This window comes from Lachnotalea sp. AF33-28 (assembly GCF_003477885.1).
Lineage (GTDB): Bacteria > Bacillota > Clostridia > Lachnospirales > Lachnospiraceae > AF33-28.
On sequence record NZ_QUEE01000007.1, the window covers coordinates 16907 to 34468 of the forward strand.

General features: G+C 53.0%; 15 protein-coding genes. 13 read left to right on the forward strand and 2 right to left on the reverse strand.

Annotated elements, in window-relative coordinates; all coding sequences use genetic code 11:
* Window positions 1-45 precede the first annotated feature (45 nt).
* Both DWZ56_RS10960 and DWZ56_RS10965 read left to right on the forward strand, forming a co-directional pair.
* Entirely contained in the window at window positions 46-1275 is a 1230-nt protein-coding gene (locus tag DWZ56_RS10960) for a C40 family peptidase (RefSeq protein ID WP_118556689.1), read from the forward strand.
* 120 nt (window positions 1276-1395) lie between these two features.
* On the forward strand, window positions 1396-2787 hold the full coding sequence (locus tag DWZ56_RS10965; RefSeq protein ID WP_243095188.1) for an MATE family efflux transporter: 1392 nt from the start codon (window positions 1396-1398) through the stop codon (window positions 2785-2787).
* An 88-nt stretch (window positions 2788-2875) separates the two neighbouring features.
* On the opposite strand, the gene DWZ56_RS10970 is transcribed toward DWZ56_RS10965, so the two are convergent.
* Entirely contained in the window at window positions 2876-4099 is a 1224-nt protein-coding gene (locus DWZ56_RS10970; RefSeq protein WP_118556690.1) for an argininosuccinate synthase, read from the reverse strand.
* 374 nt (window positions 4100-4473) lie between these two features.
* Here DWZ56_RS10970 and argC point away from each other — a divergent pair, with 374 nt between their 5' ends.
* From argC to DWZ56_RS11025, 11 genes are all read left to right on the forward strand, one after another.
* A complete protein-coding gene (gene argC / locus DWZ56_RS10975; protein ID WP_118556691.1) occupies window positions 4474-5514 on the forward strand; it encodes an N-acetyl-gamma-glutamyl-phosphate reductase in 1041 nt (346 codons plus the stop codon).
* Window positions 5515-5585: 71 nt separating this feature from the next.
* The gene (gene argJ, locus DWZ56_RS10980; protein WP_118556692.1) at window positions 5586-6806 is read left to right on the forward strand and encodes a bifunctional glutamate N-acetyltransferase/amino-acid acetyltransferase ArgJ; all 1221 of its coding nucleotides are present in this window, start codon (window positions 5586-5588) and stop codon (window positions 6804-6806) included.
* An 85-nt stretch (window positions 6807-6891) separates the two neighbouring features.
* Window positions 6892-7782 carry an acetylglutamate kinase gene (gene argB, locus DWZ56_RS10985; RefSeq protein WP_118556693.1) on the forward strand — a complete coding sequence of 297 codons (891 nt, stop codon included), beginning with the start codon at window positions 6892-6894 and terminating at the stop codon, window positions 7780-7782.
* Complete coding sequence (locus DWZ56_RS10990; RefSeq protein WP_118556694.1) at window positions 7772-8971, forward strand: aspartate aminotransferase family protein; 1200 nt, start codon at window positions 7772-7774, stop codon at window positions 8969-8971. Before argB ends, DWZ56_RS10990 begins: the two co-directional genes overlap by 11 nt.
* Before the next feature lie 52 nt (window positions 8972-9023).
* A complete protein-coding gene (locus DWZ56_RS10995; protein ID WP_243095189.1) occupies window positions 9024-10298 on the forward strand; it encodes a chloride channel protein in 1275 nt (424 codons plus the stop codon).
* Window positions 10299-10371: 73 nt separating this feature from the next.
* Window positions 10372-10803 carry a DMT family transporter gene (locus DWZ56_RS11000; RefSeq protein ID WP_118556695.1) on the forward strand — a complete coding sequence of 144 codons (432 nt, stop codon included), beginning with the start codon at window positions 10372-10374 and terminating at the stop codon, window positions 10801-10803.
* A gap of 122 nt (window positions 10804-10925) precedes the next feature.
* Complete coding sequence (locus DWZ56_RS11005; protein ID WP_118556696.1) at window positions 10926-11654, forward strand: helix-hairpin-helix domain-containing protein; 729 nt, start codon at window positions 10926-10928, stop codon at window positions 11652-11654.
* Between the two features lie 21 nt (window positions 11655-11675).
* Window positions 11676-12371, forward strand: coding sequence for a response regulator transcription factor (locus DWZ56_RS11010; protein WP_118556697.1), 696 nt, complete (start codon window positions 11676-11678; stop codon window positions 12369-12371).
* Entirely contained in the window at window positions 12301-13785 is a 1485-nt protein-coding gene (locus DWZ56_RS11015) for a sensor histidine kinase (protein ID WP_243095190.1), read from the forward strand. The genes DWZ56_RS11010 and DWZ56_RS11015 overlap by 71 nt, the downstream gene beginning before the upstream one ends.
* A gap of 16 nt (window positions 13786-13801) precedes the next feature.
* Window positions 13802-14740: a GerMN domain-containing protein gene (locus tag DWZ56_RS11020; RefSeq protein WP_118556699.1), complete on the forward strand. Its 939-nt coding sequence runs from the start codon at window positions 13802-13804 to the stop codon at window positions 14738-14740.
* Window positions 14741-14798: 58 nt separating this feature from the next.
* The gene (locus tag DWZ56_RS11025) at window positions 14799-17180 is read left to right on the forward strand and encodes a DNA internalization-related competence protein ComEC/Rec2 (RefSeq protein WP_158584541.1); all 2382 of its coding nucleotides are present in this window, start codon (window positions 14799-14801) and stop codon (window positions 17178-17180) included.
* Here the strand turns inward: DWZ56_RS11025 and DWZ56_RS11030 are convergent.
* Window positions 17174-17536, reverse strand: a complete 363-nt coding sequence (locus tag DWZ56_RS11030) for a hypothetical protein (RefSeq protein WP_118556701.1) — start codon at window positions 17534-17536, stop codon at window positions 17174-17176. The two genes, DWZ56_RS11025 and DWZ56_RS11030, sit on opposite strands and share 7 nt — an antisense overlap.
* Window positions 17537-17562 lie beyond the last annotated feature (26 nt).

Here is a 17562-nt window from a genome sequence, read left to right on the forward strand (position 1 = left end):
TATGTAACCAATGATATGTTTACGGATATGCAAAGGATGTTAGTTATGCAGAAAAAACACAGACTCACACTATTTATGTTAGCCCTGATTATTTGTCTGACCAGCGTATTGACGGCATCAGCCAGCTCGGTAAAGGATCTGCAGTCAGAAAAGAAGAAAACACAGAAACAGCTGGACTCCGTGGAGGACGACATCAAAGATCTGGAGCGGGATACCAAGCGGCTGCAGAAAGAGCTGGATCAGCTGGACGATCAGCTGGTGGAGCTGCTTATGACAATCGATATCCTTGAAACAGAGATGAGCGAAAAGGATCAGCAGATCGAACAGGCGAAGGTGGATCTGGAGGCTGCGCAGGCAGACCAGGACAGCCAGTATGAAGCCATGAAGCAGCGTATCCGCTATATGTATGAACAGGGGGAAAGCGACTGGATATCCATTTTCCTGGAATCCGACAGCATTTCCAGCATGCTGAACAAAGCGGAGTATGTGAAGGAAATATATGATTATGACCGGCAGAAGCTGGAGGAGTTCATCGCGGTGACCGAACAGGTGGCTGATCTGGAGGAAACTCTGGAAGCGGAGAAGGCCGAGATGGAAGGCATGCGGGGGGAATATGAGCTGGAGCAGCAGTCCCTGCAGGCATTGATAGATGAAAAACAGAAGACTGCGTCTGATTTTGACGCACAGCTAGCCGCCGCTAAGAAAAAGGCGAAGAATTATCAGGCGCAGCTGACCAAGCAGACCCAGGAGATAAAGAGACTGCAGGAGGAATCCAGGAAAGCGGCGGAAGCGTCTAAGAAAGCGGCAGAAGCATCCAAAAAGGCCGCGGAAGACGCCAAGAAGAAGGAGCAGGCCGCTGCCGGCGGTTCATCCTCCGGCGGATCCCTTAAGCCGGATCAGAGCGCATCGGAGCTCGGCAACAATGAAGGCACAGCAAAGGGCAGGGAGATCGTGGATTATGCCTGCCAGTTTATCGGCAACGCCTACGTGCTGGGCGGCACGAGCCTGACAAACGGTGCGGACTGTTCGGGATTTGTACAGTCCGTATTCAAGAATTTCGGTATATCCGTGCCCCGTTCCTCATCGGCCCAGAGAACTGCCGGCACCAGTGTGGCCTATTCAGAGGCGCAGCCGGGCGATGTGATCTGCTACGCCGGACATGTGGCCATATACATGGGCAACGGAAGGATTGTGCATGCCAGCAATCCGAAATCCGGAATCACTACGGGAAGCGCGACTTTCCGGACGATTCTGTCGATCAGAAGATTTATATGAGAATAGAGGATTTGTATAAGCGCGCCGTACTCACCGGGTGAATACGGCGCGTGTCCTTTGCATAAAGAAAGAGTGAATTACCGGTAAGAAGGAAGGTGCCGGGCCTACGGGCCCTGAAGAATGCAGGATAAGAAAAATCAGGATATGAATGCTGAACATATGCAGACAAACAATCAGAAGCCTCAAAAGCTGTTCGATAAAAAGGCGCTTGCGGTGCTGATCGGACCGCTGATCATAGAACAGTTTCTGGCGGTAACCGTCGGTATGGCGGATACGGTCATGGTATCGAGCGTAGGGGAGGCAGCCGTTTCCGGCATATCCCTGGTAGACACGCTGAACATACTGCTGATCAACGTTTTCTCTGCCCTGGCCACGGGAGGGGCGGTGGTTTCCTCCTATTATCTAGGCAAGAAGGATGAAAAAAAAGCGTGTATGTCCTGTAACCAGCTGGTATTGGCGGTTACGGGCCTGTCCATTTTTCTGGCCGTAATTTCCCTGTTGTTTAATAAAGCTATCTTAAGCGGGATATACGGGCATATCGATGCGGACGTGATGGCCAATGCCAGAACTTATTTCTATCTGACGGCGCTGTCCTATCCGTTTCTGGGACTGTATAACGGGGCTGCGGCGATCTGCCGTTCCATGGGCAACTCGAAGATTTCCATGCAGACCTCCGCCTGCATGAACTTCATTAATATAGGAGGCAACGCGCTGCTGATCTACGGTCTCGGGTGGGGAGCTGCGGGCGCGGGTACAGCCACCCTGGTTTCCAGGATTGTGGCCGCGCTGATCATGCTGAAGATCATCACCGATCAGAAAAAAGTGCTGCATATCGACAGGGATATCCGCAAAGGCATCCAGTGGAAGCTGACAAAGGAGATTCTGGAGATCGGTGTACCCACAGGCCTTGAGAGCGGCATCTTCCAGGCGGGCAAGCTGATGGTGGCCGGCCTGATTGCTAGCTTCGGCACGGCCTCTATCGCCGCTAATGCGGTCGGCAATACGATCGCCTCCTTTGAGGTGATCCCCGGCTCCGCCATCAGTCTGGCGATGGTGACGGTGGTGGGGCAGTCCATAGGGGCGCAGCGCTATAAAGAGGCCAAGGGCTATGTGTTCCGGCTGATGGCCATCGCCCACAGCGCCATCGCGGTGCTGAATTTGTTCATTATGGTATTCTGCCGTCAGATCGTAAGTTTTTACAGCCTTTCGCCGGAAGCCGCAGAGATGGCGTGGCAGGTGGCGATGCTGCACAGCGTATGCTGTATCGCGTTCTGGCCGCCGTCCTTCACCATGCCGAATGCCCTGCGTGCGGCAAACGACGCCAGATTTACCATGGTTATTTCCATCGCATCCATGTTCCTGTTCCGAATCGTCCTAAGCTATGTGCTGGGCAGATATCTGGGGTTAGGGCTGCTTGGCGTATGGGCCGCGATGGTATGTGACTGGATTGTCAGATCCTTATTCTTTTTTGCCCGTATACTCACCGGACAGTGGCTCAAGCACTGCCGGTAGGCGCCGGAATACATACGTTTATACATATGAAAAAGAATCCCGAAAACGGGATTCTTTTTCATATAACAGGGTGCGCCTGGCACTTATATTATTTGTTTTCCTTCTTCTGATCGAGTTCAGCCTGTTTCATCGCCCGCACCTTCAGGGACAGACCGAACAGGTTGATAAAGCCTTCGGCGTCATGATGGTTGTAGAGCTCGCCGGTAGTAAAGGAAGCGATGCTTTCATTATACAGGGAGTAAGGGGATACGGTGCCCTGCTTGATGATGTTGCCCTTGTACAGCTTCAGCTTCACCTCGCCGGTCACATTCTCCTGGGTCTTTTCCATAAAAGCCTGAATGGCTTCTCTAAGAGGGGTGAACCACTTGCCGCTGTAGACGATATCGGCAAATTTGATGGCCATTTCTTTCTTGCATGCCATCGTGTCCTTATCCAGGATCAGCTCCTCCAGCTGATTATGCGCTTCCATCAGGATGGTTCCGCCGGGAGTCTCATATACGCCGCGGGACTTCATTCCCACAACACGGTTCTCCACGATATCGATGATGCCGATGCCGTGCTTTCCGCCCAGCCTGTTCAGCTCTCTCACGATATCGGCCGCGCTCATGGCCTGGCCGTTTAATGTCTTCGGTACGCCTTTTTCAAAGGTGAGGCTGATGGTCTCGCCTTCTTCCGGCGCCTTTTCGGGCGTTACGCCCAGCACCAGCAGATGCTCATAGTTGGGAGCCTGTGCAGGATCCTCCAGCTCCAGACCTTCATGGCTGATGTGCCATAAGTTTCTGTCGCGGCTGTAGCTGTTGTCCGCGGAGAAGGGCAGATAGATGTCGTGGTCCTCACAGTATTTGATTTCTTCCTCACGGGAAGAGATATTCCAGGTTCTCCAGGGAGCGATGATCTTTAAGTCGGGTGCCAGAGCCTTGATGCCCAGCTCAAAACGCACCTGATCATTGCCTTTGCCGGTGGCGCCGTGGCAGATTGCGGTCGCGCCTTCCTTGCGGGCGATTTCCACCAGCTTCTTTGCGATCAGCGGGCGGGCCATGGAAGTTCCCAGCAGGTATTTATTTTCGTAAACGGCTCCGGCCTGCACGCAGGGCACGATGTAATCGTCTGCAAATTCATCCACCACGTCCAGAATGTATAATTTTTCAGCGCCGGATACCTTCGCTCTCTGGTCCAGTCCGTCCAGCTCATTTCCCTGCCCCACATCGATGCAGCAGCAAACTACATCGTAATTGTAGTTCTCCTTCAACCAGGGGATGATAACTGTGGTGTCAAGGCCGCCTGAATAGGCCAGAATCACTTTTTCCTTCATATGTATAGCCTCCTAAAATAAACATTAATTATGCAGTTTGCCGGAAGCGGTTTACATGTCCCTGACCGTTGCAGCTTTTGGAAGGGCGCAACCGGTAACACTCCCGCTCTCGGTTTAATAAATATACAACAACATAACCGAAATAGCAAGAGGAATTTTTCATAAACTAAAAAAATATATTGCATAATATTCAACATAGATGTATAATTATGAACCATCACCCACCGAAAATGAGCTTAAAGCAGTTTCGCACAAACCGATGGGGGAGCGGCACAAAATCTTCTATGATTTATCTGTAGATATTTGTGTTTGATTGTACTAAAATAAAGTTAAAAGAGAAAGCGCGCGGAAGATGGCGCGGAAGTGAGGAAAAGATGATTAAAGCAGGTATTATTGGCGCTACGGGATACGCGGGCGCGGAGCTGGTCCGTCTGCTGCTGCAGCACAGGGAGGCTGAAATTGTCTGGTACGGTTCCAGAAGCTACATAGAAAAGCCCTATGCCGATGTTTACGGCAATATGTTCCGGCTGGTGGATGAAAAATGCATGGACGATAATATGGAAGCGCTGGCTGACCAGGTGGATGTGATTTTTACGGCAACCCCCCAGGGACTGTGCGCTTCGCTGGTGAATGAAGAGATTCTCTCTAAAGTGAAGATTGTGGATTTGAGCGCGGATTTCCGTATAAAGGATGTATCCGTTTATGAAAAATGGTATGGGATTGAGCACAAGAGCCCGCAGTTCATTGAGGAGGCTGTGTACGGACTCTGTGAACTGAACCGTGAATCCGTTAAGGGCGCGAGACTGGTAGCCAATCCGGGATGTTATACGACCTGCTCCATTCTCACTCTGTATCCGCTGGTAAAGGAAGGACTGATCGATCCGGCCACCATCATTATCGATGCCAAATCAGGAACCAGCGGGGCCGGCCGCGGCGCCAAGGTGAACAACCTTTACTGCGAGGTCAACGAAAATATTAAGGCATACGGTGTGGCATCCCACAGACATACCCCCGAGATAGAGGAGCAGCTGTCCTATGCCTGCGGCACGGATGTGGTGCTAAGCTTTACGCCGCATCTGGTGCCGATGAACAGAGGCATTCTTGTCACCGCTTATGCGAACCTGCTGCCGGGCGTGTCCGAAGAGCAGATCAGGAATGCGTATGAAACACAGTATAAAGGCGAACCGTTTATACGGCTCCTTGCGGGAAAAACTCCGCCTGAAACCAGATGGGTGGAAGGGAGCAACTATGTGGATATCAACTATGTGGTGGATCCCAGAACCAACCGTGTGGTCATGATGGGCGCACTGGATAACCTGATCAAGGGCGCCGCAGGGCAGGCGGTGCAGAACATGAACCTTCTGTTTGGCTTTGAGGAAACCGAAGGGCTGATGCAGGTACCGATGTTCCCGTAAGAGAACACGGGAGAAAAGCATAACGATAACAGCTCAGACAGCGGAAATGATTGTAAAGGATGGGAGAAAATATGAAGAAAATTGACGGCGGAGTGACCGCTCCGAAAGGATTTAAAGCCGCCGGCACAGAGGCCGGCATAAAGAAAAACCGCAGGGATATGGCCATGATATACAGCGTGAAACCATGCTGCGGCGCGGGTGTATTTACCACCAATCTGGTGAAGGCTGCGCCGGTGAAGTGGGATAAGCTGGCGGTGACCGAGTCCGAATATGTTCAGGCAGTCGTGGTAAATGCGGGTATTGCCAATGCATGCACCGGCGAAGTGGGATATGGCTATTGCCGGGATATGGCAGAAGAGGCGGGCAAAGCCCTGAATATCCCGAAGGAAGCGGTGTTAGTTGCATCCACCGGCGTGATCGGTGCGCAGCTTCCCATGGATAAGATCAAAAACGGTATCGCCAGGCTGGTGCCTCTTCTGGGCGGGACCAGAGAGGATGCCAGGACAGCGGCGGAATCGATCATGACCACGGATACAAGGCCGAAGGAAGTGGCCGTTGAGACGCAGATCGGCGGTGTGACCGTGACCGTGGCGGGCATGTGCAAGGGCTCCGGCATGATCCACCCCAACATGGCGACGATGCTCTGCTTTGTGACGACGGATGCCGATATCTCCCATGAGATGCTTCAGAAGGCGCTTAGCAGTGATGTGACCGATACCTTCAATATGATATCGGTGGACGGGGACACCTCCACTAATGACAGCGTTCTGCTGCTGGCCAACGGCATGGCCGGCAATGCCAGGATCACCGGGGAGGGAGAGGACTATGACGCGTTCTGTGAAGCGCTTCATGTGATCATGGAAGAACTCTCCAAGATGATCGCGGGAGACGGCGAGGGCGCAACCTGTCTGTTTGAAGTGCAGGTAAAGCATGCGGCCACTAAGGAACAGGCCAGAGTTTTGGCTAAATCCATCGTCACCTCAAACCTGACAAAAGCAGCTATATTCGGCCATGACGCGAATTGGGGCAGGATCCTGTGCGCAATGGGCTATTCGGGGGCGGCCTTTCATCCGGAGACTGTGGATATCTATTTCGAGAGCAGCGCGGGCAGGCTTAAGATCGTGGAAAACGGCATGAGCACGGGCTACAGTGAAGAGGAAGCCACCAGGATACTTTCCCAGGAGGCGGTGACAGCCATCGCGGATGTGAAGCTGGGGGAAGAGAGCGCTGTGGCATGGGGATGTGACCTGACCTTCGATTATGTAAAAATCAACGCGGACTACCGCAGCTGACCGGGACCCGGCAGAAAGCGGGACGTTGGGCGGCTGACCGGAAGTGAATAATGATAAAGGATAAAAGATAAAAGAGGATAAAGCGATGGATGAGAAGATTATGCAGAAGGCGGAGGTGCTGATCGAAGCGCTTCCGTATATACAGAGGTTTAACCGCAAGATCATAGTGGTGAAATACGGCGGCAGCGCCATGGTGGACGATGAGCTTAAGAAAAATGTGATCAAGGACGTGGTGCTGTTAAAGCTCGTAGGATTCAAGCCTATCATCGTACACGGCGGCGGAAAGGAAATCAGCAGCTGGGTGAAACGGCTGGGCATGGAGCCGAAATTTGTGAACGGATTGCGGGTGACGGATGCTCCCACCATGGAGCTGGCGGAGATGGTGTTAAACCGTGTCAATAAGGGGCTGGTCCAGATGATCCAGGAGCTGGGCGTGAAGGCCGTGGGAATCAGCGGCAAAGACGGGGGCCTCCTGCATGTGACAAAGCGCTATTCCGACGGACAGGATATCGGCTATGTGGGGGAGATCGACCAGGTGAATCCCAAGATCCTGTTTGACCTGCTGGAGAAAGATTTCCTGCCGGTGGTTTGTCCGATCGGTTATGACAGCCATTTCGATACCTATAACATCAATGCGGACGATGCGGCCTGTGCCATCGCCAGAGAGATGAACGCGGAAAAGCTGGCCTTTCTTACGGATATTGAAGGCGTCTACAGAGACTTTAGCGATAAGACTTCGCTGATTTCCGAACTGACTGTGGAAGAGGCGGAGGATTTCGTAAAAAACGGCAATGTGGGCGGGGGTATGATCCCCAAACTCACCAACTGCATCGATGCACTTCGGGAAGGCGTAAGCCGCGTGCATATCCTGGACGGGCGCATTCCCCACTGCCTGCTGCTGGAGATATTTACAAACAGAGGGATCGGGACAGCCATCTTAAACGGAAATGAGGAGAGATACTTTCATGAACAGTAAGGAATACATAGAGGAAGCGGAGCAATTGCTTTTACATACCTATAACCGGTATCAGATTGTGTTAGACCGCGGGGAAGGCATGTACCTGTACGACCTGGACGGTAAAAAATATCTGGATTTCTGCGCCGGCATCGCCGTATTTGCCCTGGGCTACCGCAATGAGGCGTTTAACAGCGCGGTGAAGGCCCAGGTGGATAAGCTGGTGCACACCTCCAACTATTACTACAATGTGCCAGCCGTAAATGCGGCGGAGAAGCTGTTAAAGGCCGCCCATATGGATCGTGTATTCTTTACCAACAGCGGCACAGAGGCTATTGAAGGCGCGATCAAAACGGCCAGAAAGTATGCGTTTAAAAAGGATGGCAGTACGGACCATGAGATAATCGCCATGAACCATTCCTTTCACGGCAGGAGCATGGGCGCTCTGTCCGTAACCGGCAACCCCAAGTATCAGGAGGCGTTCCGCCCGCTGATCGGCAACATCCGTTTCGCAGACTTTAACAATCTTAACAGCGTCAAAGCGCTGGTCAATGAAAAGACCTGCGCCATCCTGCTGGAGCCTGTGCAGGGTGAGGGCGGCATCTACCCTGCCGCGCCGGAATTTATACAGGGACTGCGCAGGCTGTGCGATGAGAAGGATATCCTGCTGATCTTCGATGAGATCCAGTGCGGCATGGGCAGGACGGGAACCATGTTTGCCTGCGAATATTACGGGGTGGAGCCGGATGTGATGACGGTGGCCAAGGCGCTGGGCTGCGGGCTGCCTGTGGGTGCGTTTCTCTGCAAAGGCCGCGCGGCGGCGCTGGAGGCCGGAGACCACGGAAGCACCTATGGCGGCAATCCGCTGGTATGTGCGGCCGCGTCTAAGGTGTTCGATCTGTTTGAAGAACTGCATATCCTGGATAATGTAAGGGAAACAGGGGCTTATCTGGCAGAGAAACTGGATGAGTTGGCGGCAAGACATCCCCACATCACAGACCGCCGCGGACGGGGGCTGATGCAGGGGCTGGAATTTGATCGGCCGGTGGGCGGCATCATTAAGGCCGCTTTGGATCACGGACTGATTCTGATTTCGGCAGGGACCGATGTGATCCGTTTCCTGCCGCCGCTTGTCGCAAAGAAAGAGCATGTGGACGAGATGCTTGTCAAACTGGAAGAAAGCATCACCGATGCCGGTCTGAACGGATGATGATGCGTCTGACGATTCGCCTGCATGATGCTGTATCCGAGGGGGAAGAAAGTTGAAAGAGACACTGTCGGAGAAAGTGAGATACCGGGTCTCCCATCTGTGGAGCCGTTTGAAAATATTCGCGAAATGGCTGATGATCAGCGGGGCTATGGGGCTGGGCGTGGGCCTTATCAGCTGCCTGTTTTATTACTGCATGCAGTATGTGGTGGACTACAGAAAGGGGCATCCGGGGATACTCTTTGGGCTGCCCCTTGCGGGTCTTGCCATCGTATTTATGTATGAAAAGGCCGGACGGGGAAATGACAGAGGTACCAATACGGTTCTGGCCGCTATCCGGACAGAGGATGAGATCCCGGTCTCTGTAGCGCCGCTGATCTTTGTGAGCACGGTCATCACCCATCTCTTTGGCGGTTCCTCCGGCCGGGAAGGCGCAGCGCTTCAGCTGGGAGGCAGCATCGGCAGCTGGTTCGGCCGGCTGCTGCATATGGACCGGAAGGACATTAATATCATCATTATGTGCGGCATGAGTGCCGCATTTTCCGCGTTATTTGGGACGCCTATGGCCGCGGCCATCTTCTCCATGGAGGTGGTCAGCGTAGGAATTATGTACTATGCGGCGCTGGTTCCCTGCGTGTTTTCCGCGCTGATCGCCCAGGGCGTGGCAAAATTTCTGCAGATCGCGCCCGAACGGTTTAAGATTTTGGAGGTACCGCAGATGGCGCTGCTTCCTGCCGTCAAAATCGTCGCGCTGGCGGCGTTGTGCGGCGGTATCAGCGTGGTGTTCTGTATCCTGCTCCATAAGGCTGCCGAAAAGGGAAGGGAATGGTTTCCGAATCCTTATCTGCGTATCATCGCCGCGTCCATCATGATCATTGTCCCCACCCTGCTCATCGGTTCCAGAGATTATCTGGGCGCCGGGATGGAAGTGATTGAGCGCAGCATTGAGGGGCATGTAAAGCCGGAGGCATTTGTGATGAAGATGCTGTTCACAGCGGTGACGCTGAGCGCCGGCTTTAAAGGCGGTGAGATCGTGCCTTCCTTCTTTGTAGGAGCCACCTTCGGATGCCTCGCCGGACAGCTTTTGGGCATATCGCCGTCGCTCTGTGCGGCGGTCGGGATGGTGGCGGTTTTCTGCGGTGTGACCAACAGCCCGATCACTTCACTGCTGATTGCCTTTGAGCTGTTCGGATTTGAGGGCGCACAGTATTTTCTGCTGGCGGTGGCGGTCAGCTATATGCTGTCCGGCTATTACGGCCTGTATCAGAGCCAGAAAATCGTATATTCCAAATATAAAACGGAATATTTGGACCGCCTTACCAGAAAATAATGACATGTATAACAAAACCGTAAGTGGAGAGAATAGAGTTAGGAATGTGAACTTATGAGACGGAGGTTTTGTTATGCTTGGAATTTTGATCGCTCTTTTGTCAGGAGCGCTGATGAGTATTCAGGGTGTATTTAACACCGAAGTTACAAAAAATGCGGGGATCTGGGCGGCCGGAGGCTGGGTTCAGCTCACCGCATTTTTAACCTGCGTAATAGCCTGGTTTGTGACGGGGAAATCCGAACTGGCCGCCATCTTTCAAATCGACAACAAGTATATGCTGCTGGGCGGCGTGATCGGCGCCTTTATCACATTTACGGTCATCAAGAGCATGAGCTCGCTGGGACCGGCCAAAGCCGTCATGATCATTGTGGTCGCACAGCTGCTGGTGGCCTATCTGATTGAGCTGTTCGGCATGTTCGGCGTGGAAAAGGTGGGGTTTGACTGGAAGAAGCTGATCGGCATGGGGCTGGCGATTGCGGGAATCGTTGTATTCAAGTGGGATTAGAGGTTACTGGGTTACTGGTGCAGTATAACGTCATAAATTTGTAACTTGCCATTCGGGGCCGGATTAGGTAGAATAAATACAGGCATAACAGCGTATTGCATATCGGAAAGACGGTATGCGGTATGAGTAAAAGAATTGGCAAGGTGTTATTTGTAACGGCGGCAGTTTTGGCGGCGGGGCTTATGTATAGCTGTGCCGGACAGGATCGGCCTGTGTGGCAACAGGCGGCGGAGTCTTCCGGGATCGGAGCGGATGACTCCGGTGCTGCGGGTGGCGCCGTTTACAGCAAAGCGGTGGAGTCTTCCGGAACGGAAGAGCCGGAACAAAAAGTAACGGGAGCTGTGATGAGCGCGGATGTTTCAGGCCCGGCTTTGGAAGAAAGAACGGTTACGGTACATATCTGCGGTGAAGTGAATCAGCCCGGTGTCTATGAGGTGCCGGAGGGGAGCCGTTATTATGAGGTTCTTGCCCTTGCGGGCGGCGTGACCGGGAAAGGTGCGGGAGATTATCTGAACCTGGCAACGGTGGTCAGGGACGGGGAAAAGATTGTGGTTCCGTCGCTGTCAGAGGCGGGAACAGATCCCTTCGGATCCGGTCAGGATCTCATCCGTGGAAAGGAAGAGTCTGCGGCTTCGGGACAGAGCGCCGGCGGCCGCGTAAATATCAATACGGCGGATGCGGAGCTTCTGCAGACCCTGCCGGGCATCGGGCAGGCAAAAGCGGCCGCGCTGATCCGCTACCGTGAGACAAACGGAAATTTTAAGACAACAGAAGAGATCATGAAAGTTCCCGGCATTAAAAATGCTGCTTATGAGCAGATTCGGGATCTGATTACGGTGGAACAGAAATAAACTGGGAGAAAGGTGAATGGTATGGCGAGAAAGGTTTTGGTGGTTGATGATGAGAAGCTGATCGTAAAGGGAATACGCTTCAGCCTGGAACAGGACGGTATGGAAGTGGACTGTGCCTATGACGGGGAAGAGGCCGTGAAAAAGGCTAAGGAAACCGAATACGATGTGGTCCTGCTGGACGTGATGTTGCCGGTGTATAACGGTTATGAGGTATGCCAGCAGATCCGGGAGTTTTCCAATATGCCGATCATCATGCTGACGGCTAAGAGCGATGACATGGATAAGATTCTGGGCCTGGAATATGGCGCGGACGATTATATCACCAAGCCTTTCAACATTTTGGAGGTGAAAGCGCGCATCAAGGCGATCATGCGGCGTCTGGATAAATCCGGCGCGCAGCAGAAGCAGGAGGCGAAGAAAAAAATCGCGGCAGGAGACCTGGTGCTGGACAGTGAGAGCCGGAGAGTGTTTATCGAAGGCAGAGAAGTGAATCTGACGGCCAAGGAGTTCGACCTTCTGGAGCTTCTGCTTATGAATCCCGGGAAAGTATACAGCAGGGAAAAACTGCTGAATATAGTCTGGGGCTATGAATATCCGGGCGATGTGAGGACGGTGGATGTTCATGTAAGGAGACTGCGCGAGAAGATTGAAACCAATCCGAGCGATCCGAAATATGTTTATACGAAATGGGGCGTTGGTTATTTCTTCAAGGGTTAAAAAGAAATTCAAGTGGCATGGGAGCCTGCGGCTGTATCTGTTCGTGCTGTTTTTACTGCTCGGCACGATCCCGATCAATTTTATGCACCGTATCCTCACAACCAGCCTGCTGGATCAGCAGCTCCAGAGCCGCATGAACGATATACAGTATCAGGTCAATACCTTATCCCAGCAGATCCTGAAGGCGGGCTATCTGGACGATCCCGGCAACACGGTGATCAATGCGGAGCTGTCACAGCTGTCCGACATATATGATGGGCGTGTGCTTGTGGTGGACAAAACCTTCCGGATCATTAAGGATACATATAACGCGGATGAGGGCAAGACGCTGATTGCCGAGGAGGTGATCAGCTGTTTTAAGGGACAGACAAAACGGGTATATAACGACGTCTGCCAGTACGTGATGATCTCCATGCCGGTGTATGATACAGAGGCAAAAAATGTGCTGGGAGCGATTGTGGTCACGACTTCCACAAAGATGGAGGAGGGCACGATCACGGCCATTAACCGGAAGATGCAGGTGCTGGAATCCATGGTGGTATTCATTGTATTTGTGATTTCACTGGTGCTGGCATCGGTGCTGGTGCGTCCGTTCCGGAAAATAGAAAACGCGATATACCAGGCGTCGGAAGGGGATATGGAGCTGATTGAGGCCGAGGATTATCTGGAGACCAAGAGAATCGCCGAAGCCTATAATAAGACGCTCACCAGGCTGAATACGCTGGACCAGAGCCGTCAGGAGTTTGTTTCCAATGTATCTCATGAGCTGAAGACGCCGATCACATCCATCCGCGTTCTGGCGGATTCCCTGATGACGATGGAAGATGCGCCGGTGGAGCTGTACCGTGAGTTTATGAGCGATATTTCGGATGAAATCGACCGCGAGAGTTCCATTATAGAGGATCTGCTCACCATGGTGAGGCTGGACAAGTCCAATACCGAGCTGCAGGTCAAGCAGGTGAATATCAACGAGTTGCTGGAGCTGATCCTGAAGCGTTTAACGCCCATCGCCGAAAAGCGGGATATCGAGCTGACGCTGGAAAGCTTCCGGCCGGTGATCGCTGACATTGATGAAGTGAAGCTGACGCTGGCGCTGTCCAATCTGGTGGAGAATGCGATTAAGTATAACCGTGAAGAAGGATGGGTCCGTGTAACGCTCAATGCGGATCATAAGTTCTTATATGTGAAGGTACAGGACAACGGAGTGGGTATACCGGAGGATGCGCAGCAGAGGATCTTTGAGAGGTTCTACCGAGTGGATAAAGCCCGTTCCAGAGAGACCGGCGGCACTGGCCTGGGGCTGGCTATCACCAAGAGCATTATCCAGCTGCACCATGGAGCCATCAAGGTTTACAGCAAACAGGATGAGGGGACCACTTTTACTGTGCGCATTCCCCTGATTTACATTGCATAAAGAAAGGAAGACGCCGATGCATAAAAAAATAGTGTTCATGTGCCTGCTTCTCTGGCTGGCGTCTTTCTGCCTGGCAGGATGCAGCCGCCGGGAGGCGAAAGATCCGGAGAACGCTGAAAATGTTTATACTGTTTATTATGTAAATCAATCCGGAACAAAGCTGGTCAAACAATCCTATACCGCACAGGGCACTCTGGCAGAAGCTCTCGTGGAGGAGCTGATTGAGCAGATGAGAGTCCTGGAAGTGGATATGGACTGCCGGCCTGCTGTGCCGGATAACGTGACGCTGACCGAGTATAACATAGAGAATAATCTGCTGTACTTGTATTTTGATCCGTCCTATAACAGTATGGATGCCGCTACGGAAGTTCTCTGCAGGTCGGCGCTCGTTAAGACGCTGGCTCAGATCAAGGACATCTATTATGTGACCATTTATGTGGGCGACAAGCCGCTGGCGGATGCGAAAGGCAATGCCATCGGCGTGATGCAGCCGGAGAATTTCATAGAGGACAGCGGAGGAGACGGGAGCGCCTACCAGACAGTTACGTTAAACCTTTATTTCACCAATGAGACAGGAGACCGGCTGATCGAGACGGAGAAAGAGGTAACGGAAAACACTACCAATACCTCCATAGAGAAGATGGTGGTGAAGGCTTTGCTTAAAGGCCCCGATCAGGAAGGACTGTATCCGACACTTCCGTCTTCGGCCACTCTCCTGGGAGTGCGTGTAAAGGACGGAGTCTGTTATGTGAATTTCAACGACGCATTTGTGGCGGATGCTCTGGATGTGGCGGACTATGTGCCGATCTATTCCATCGTCAACTCGCTTTCGGAGATATCCGGCATCAACAAAGTGCAGATTACCGTAAACGGATCGTCGGACTATAAGTTCAGGGACAGCATCCCATTGGACACTCTGTTTGAACGGAATCTGGATTATGTAGGAGGAAATTAAAATCAAAAGACCGCTTTTATGCATCATGTGCGCCTTTGTACTTGGAGAGTATGCGGCAGTGAAGCAGCAGAGCTGTCTGATTATTGCGGCGGCAGCGGCCGGTCTCTGGTTGCTTTCCGCCGCTTGGAGGACAAAAAAACGTCCGCCGCCTGTCCCGGCCCTATTGGACCGGGTGGGCCTAAGGCTGTGTGCTGCAGCCCTTTTAGCCGGATTTATGCTGGCAGAGGCGGCGCTGCGGCCGACCCCGCTGGATAGTTATCTTGACCGCTTGCAAACAGATTCGCTGAATGTTTCGTTCTGCGGACAGATCGATGAATTGACCACTACTCAATACGGCATGTCTGCCGTTTTGAAGGACGCTGCTGTGAAAGACGGCAGCGGCACCTACAGCACACATCAGCTGCTCCTTTATCTGGAGGAATCCCAGGATTTGAAAATCGGATATGAGATAGAGGCCGAAGGTAAACTTAAGGCCTTTGAAAGCGCTGCAAATTTCGGACAGTTCGACTTTGCGGCTTATTACCGCTGCCGGGGAATCGATTATCAGGTGCAGGTAAAGCGCTGGAAAGTTATCGGGCAGGGCGGGAACGGTATTAAGGGGATGCTGTTTTCCCTGCGGGAGCGCGCGGCCGGATTGCTGGATCAGGCGGCGGACGGTGACGATGCGGGCGTATTGAAAGCCATGCTTTTAGGGGATAAATCAGCGCTGCCGCCAGAAGTGCGGGAACTTTTTCAGATCAGCGGCATCGCTCACGTACTTGCAGTCAGCGGGTTACATGTATCGCTGTTAGGCATGGCCGTTTATCGGCTCCTTAGAAAATGCACCGGTTCCTTCCCCGTATCGGGATTTTTCGGCTTTACCGTTACGGCGCTCTATGGGATGCTGACAGGGAGTTCCGGTTCCGCTGTGCGGGCAGTTGTGATGTTCGGGGCGGGTATGCTTGCAAATGTGCTGGGCCGGACCTATGACATGCTTTCCGCAACCGGCCTGGCCGCCATACTGCTGCTGGCCGCTCACCCTATGCTTATGTTTGACGCGGGATTCCAGCTGTCCTTTACGGCTGTGGCCGGTATTGGCTGCGCGCAGCTTGTACAGACGGAAACTGCCAAAACGAAAAAGGAAGAGAGAGAAGGAGTAAAAAAAGAAGTAAAAAGTGCAGCAAAAAGGGGGGCAGCTGCCGCAGCAAAGCTGTTTCAGATACCTCTGGCTCTGCAGGCCGCCATGCTGCCGGTATTGGCCTGGCATTACTTTCAGTTCCCGCTCTACGGCATTCTGCTGAATCTGCTGATACTGCCCCTGATGTCAATGCTGGTATATGCATCCGCCGCGGCGATGGCGGGGAGCCTTATCTTCCTGCCCTTAGGAACCTTTCTGGTCGGGACATCCCATTATATTTTAGCGTTTTATGAAAGCGCCTGCCGGTTCTTTTTAAAACTTCCGGGAGCGGTGGTGCTGACCGGACGCCCCGCGTTCTGGCAGGTGGCGTTGTATTATCTGATTCTTATGATATGGCTGATGCTTAGTGTCCGCATGAGCGGAAATGCCCGGCCGCACATCAGGGCCAGCCGTCATTTTCTTCTGCTGCTTTTATTACCTCTGCTGTTTCATTATCCGGAGAGGGGGTTTACGGCTGCCTTCCTGGATGTGGGGCAGGGCGATTCTATAGTGATGGAGTTGCCGAAAGGGGCAGGCGTGGTCACTGTGGACGGCGGCAGCTCTTCCGTGTCATCGGCCGGAGAAAAGCGGCTGATTCCCTATCTTCTGGCCAGACGCTGCGGGGAGATTAACTATGCTTTGGTAACCCATGGGGATGCCGATCACTATTCGGCGGTGATGGAGCTGCTGGATCAGATGGCGCCGGGGCAGCGCGGCTTCAACGGATCCGTGCGGATTCGCTGTCTGCTTTTGGCCGGCGCGTCATCGGGGGAAGAAGCGATACAAAAGATGGTCAGTATGGCGGAGGAGAAAGGTGTTGAGGTCGGATGGCTCACCGCGGGAGACAGGATCACAGCCGGGGATACGGTTCTGACCTGCCTGCATCCCGGGGACGGGTTTGAGGGGGAGACCAATGAAGCCTCGGTCACCCTTTCTGTGGAATATGACGGATGCCGTATGCTGCTGACCGGCGATCTGGAAGGCCGCGGCGAAGAAGCGGTCTGCCGTGCCCTTAAGGGCGGCACCGGATATGATGTGCTGAAGGCGGCTCATCACGGTTCCAAAGGCTCAACATCGGAAGAATTTCTGGCGGCCGTGCGGCCAGCTCTTGCCGTCATATCCTGCGGAAGGAACAATGCATACGGCCATCCCCACAGAGAAACCCTCGACCGCCTGGAAGCTGCGGGCTGCTGCTGGTTAAGCACGGCCGAAAGCGGAGCGGTATATGTGAGGATCAGGAATGGAAAGATCTGGGCGGAATGCGAACTGCCGTCGGATCATTGATGCCGTTTGCGCACAAGATCAATGAGCAGCCCGAGGACCATGAAGCCTGCATAGACTAAGGTCCATATCATCCAGGCATTGGAAGTCCTTCCGCCCCCGGCATCCGTGCCGTAGGACCGAAAACAGATCCCTGCAAGAAAACCCGCGATATAACCGGCATTGGTACATAGGATCAACGCCTTACAGTGTTTGATCAGAGCGGCGGCCAGCACGATAATCCCTGCTGCCGCCAAAAGATCCGGCCATTGTTTCATTCTGTGGAGATCAAACAAAACATATCTGCACAGCAGATACAAGAGGTCTAAACAGATAAAAGATCCGATTCCCCATATCACTTCCTGACGTTTTGCTTTCACTGACTTTCCCTCCTGTTTTAAGAGTT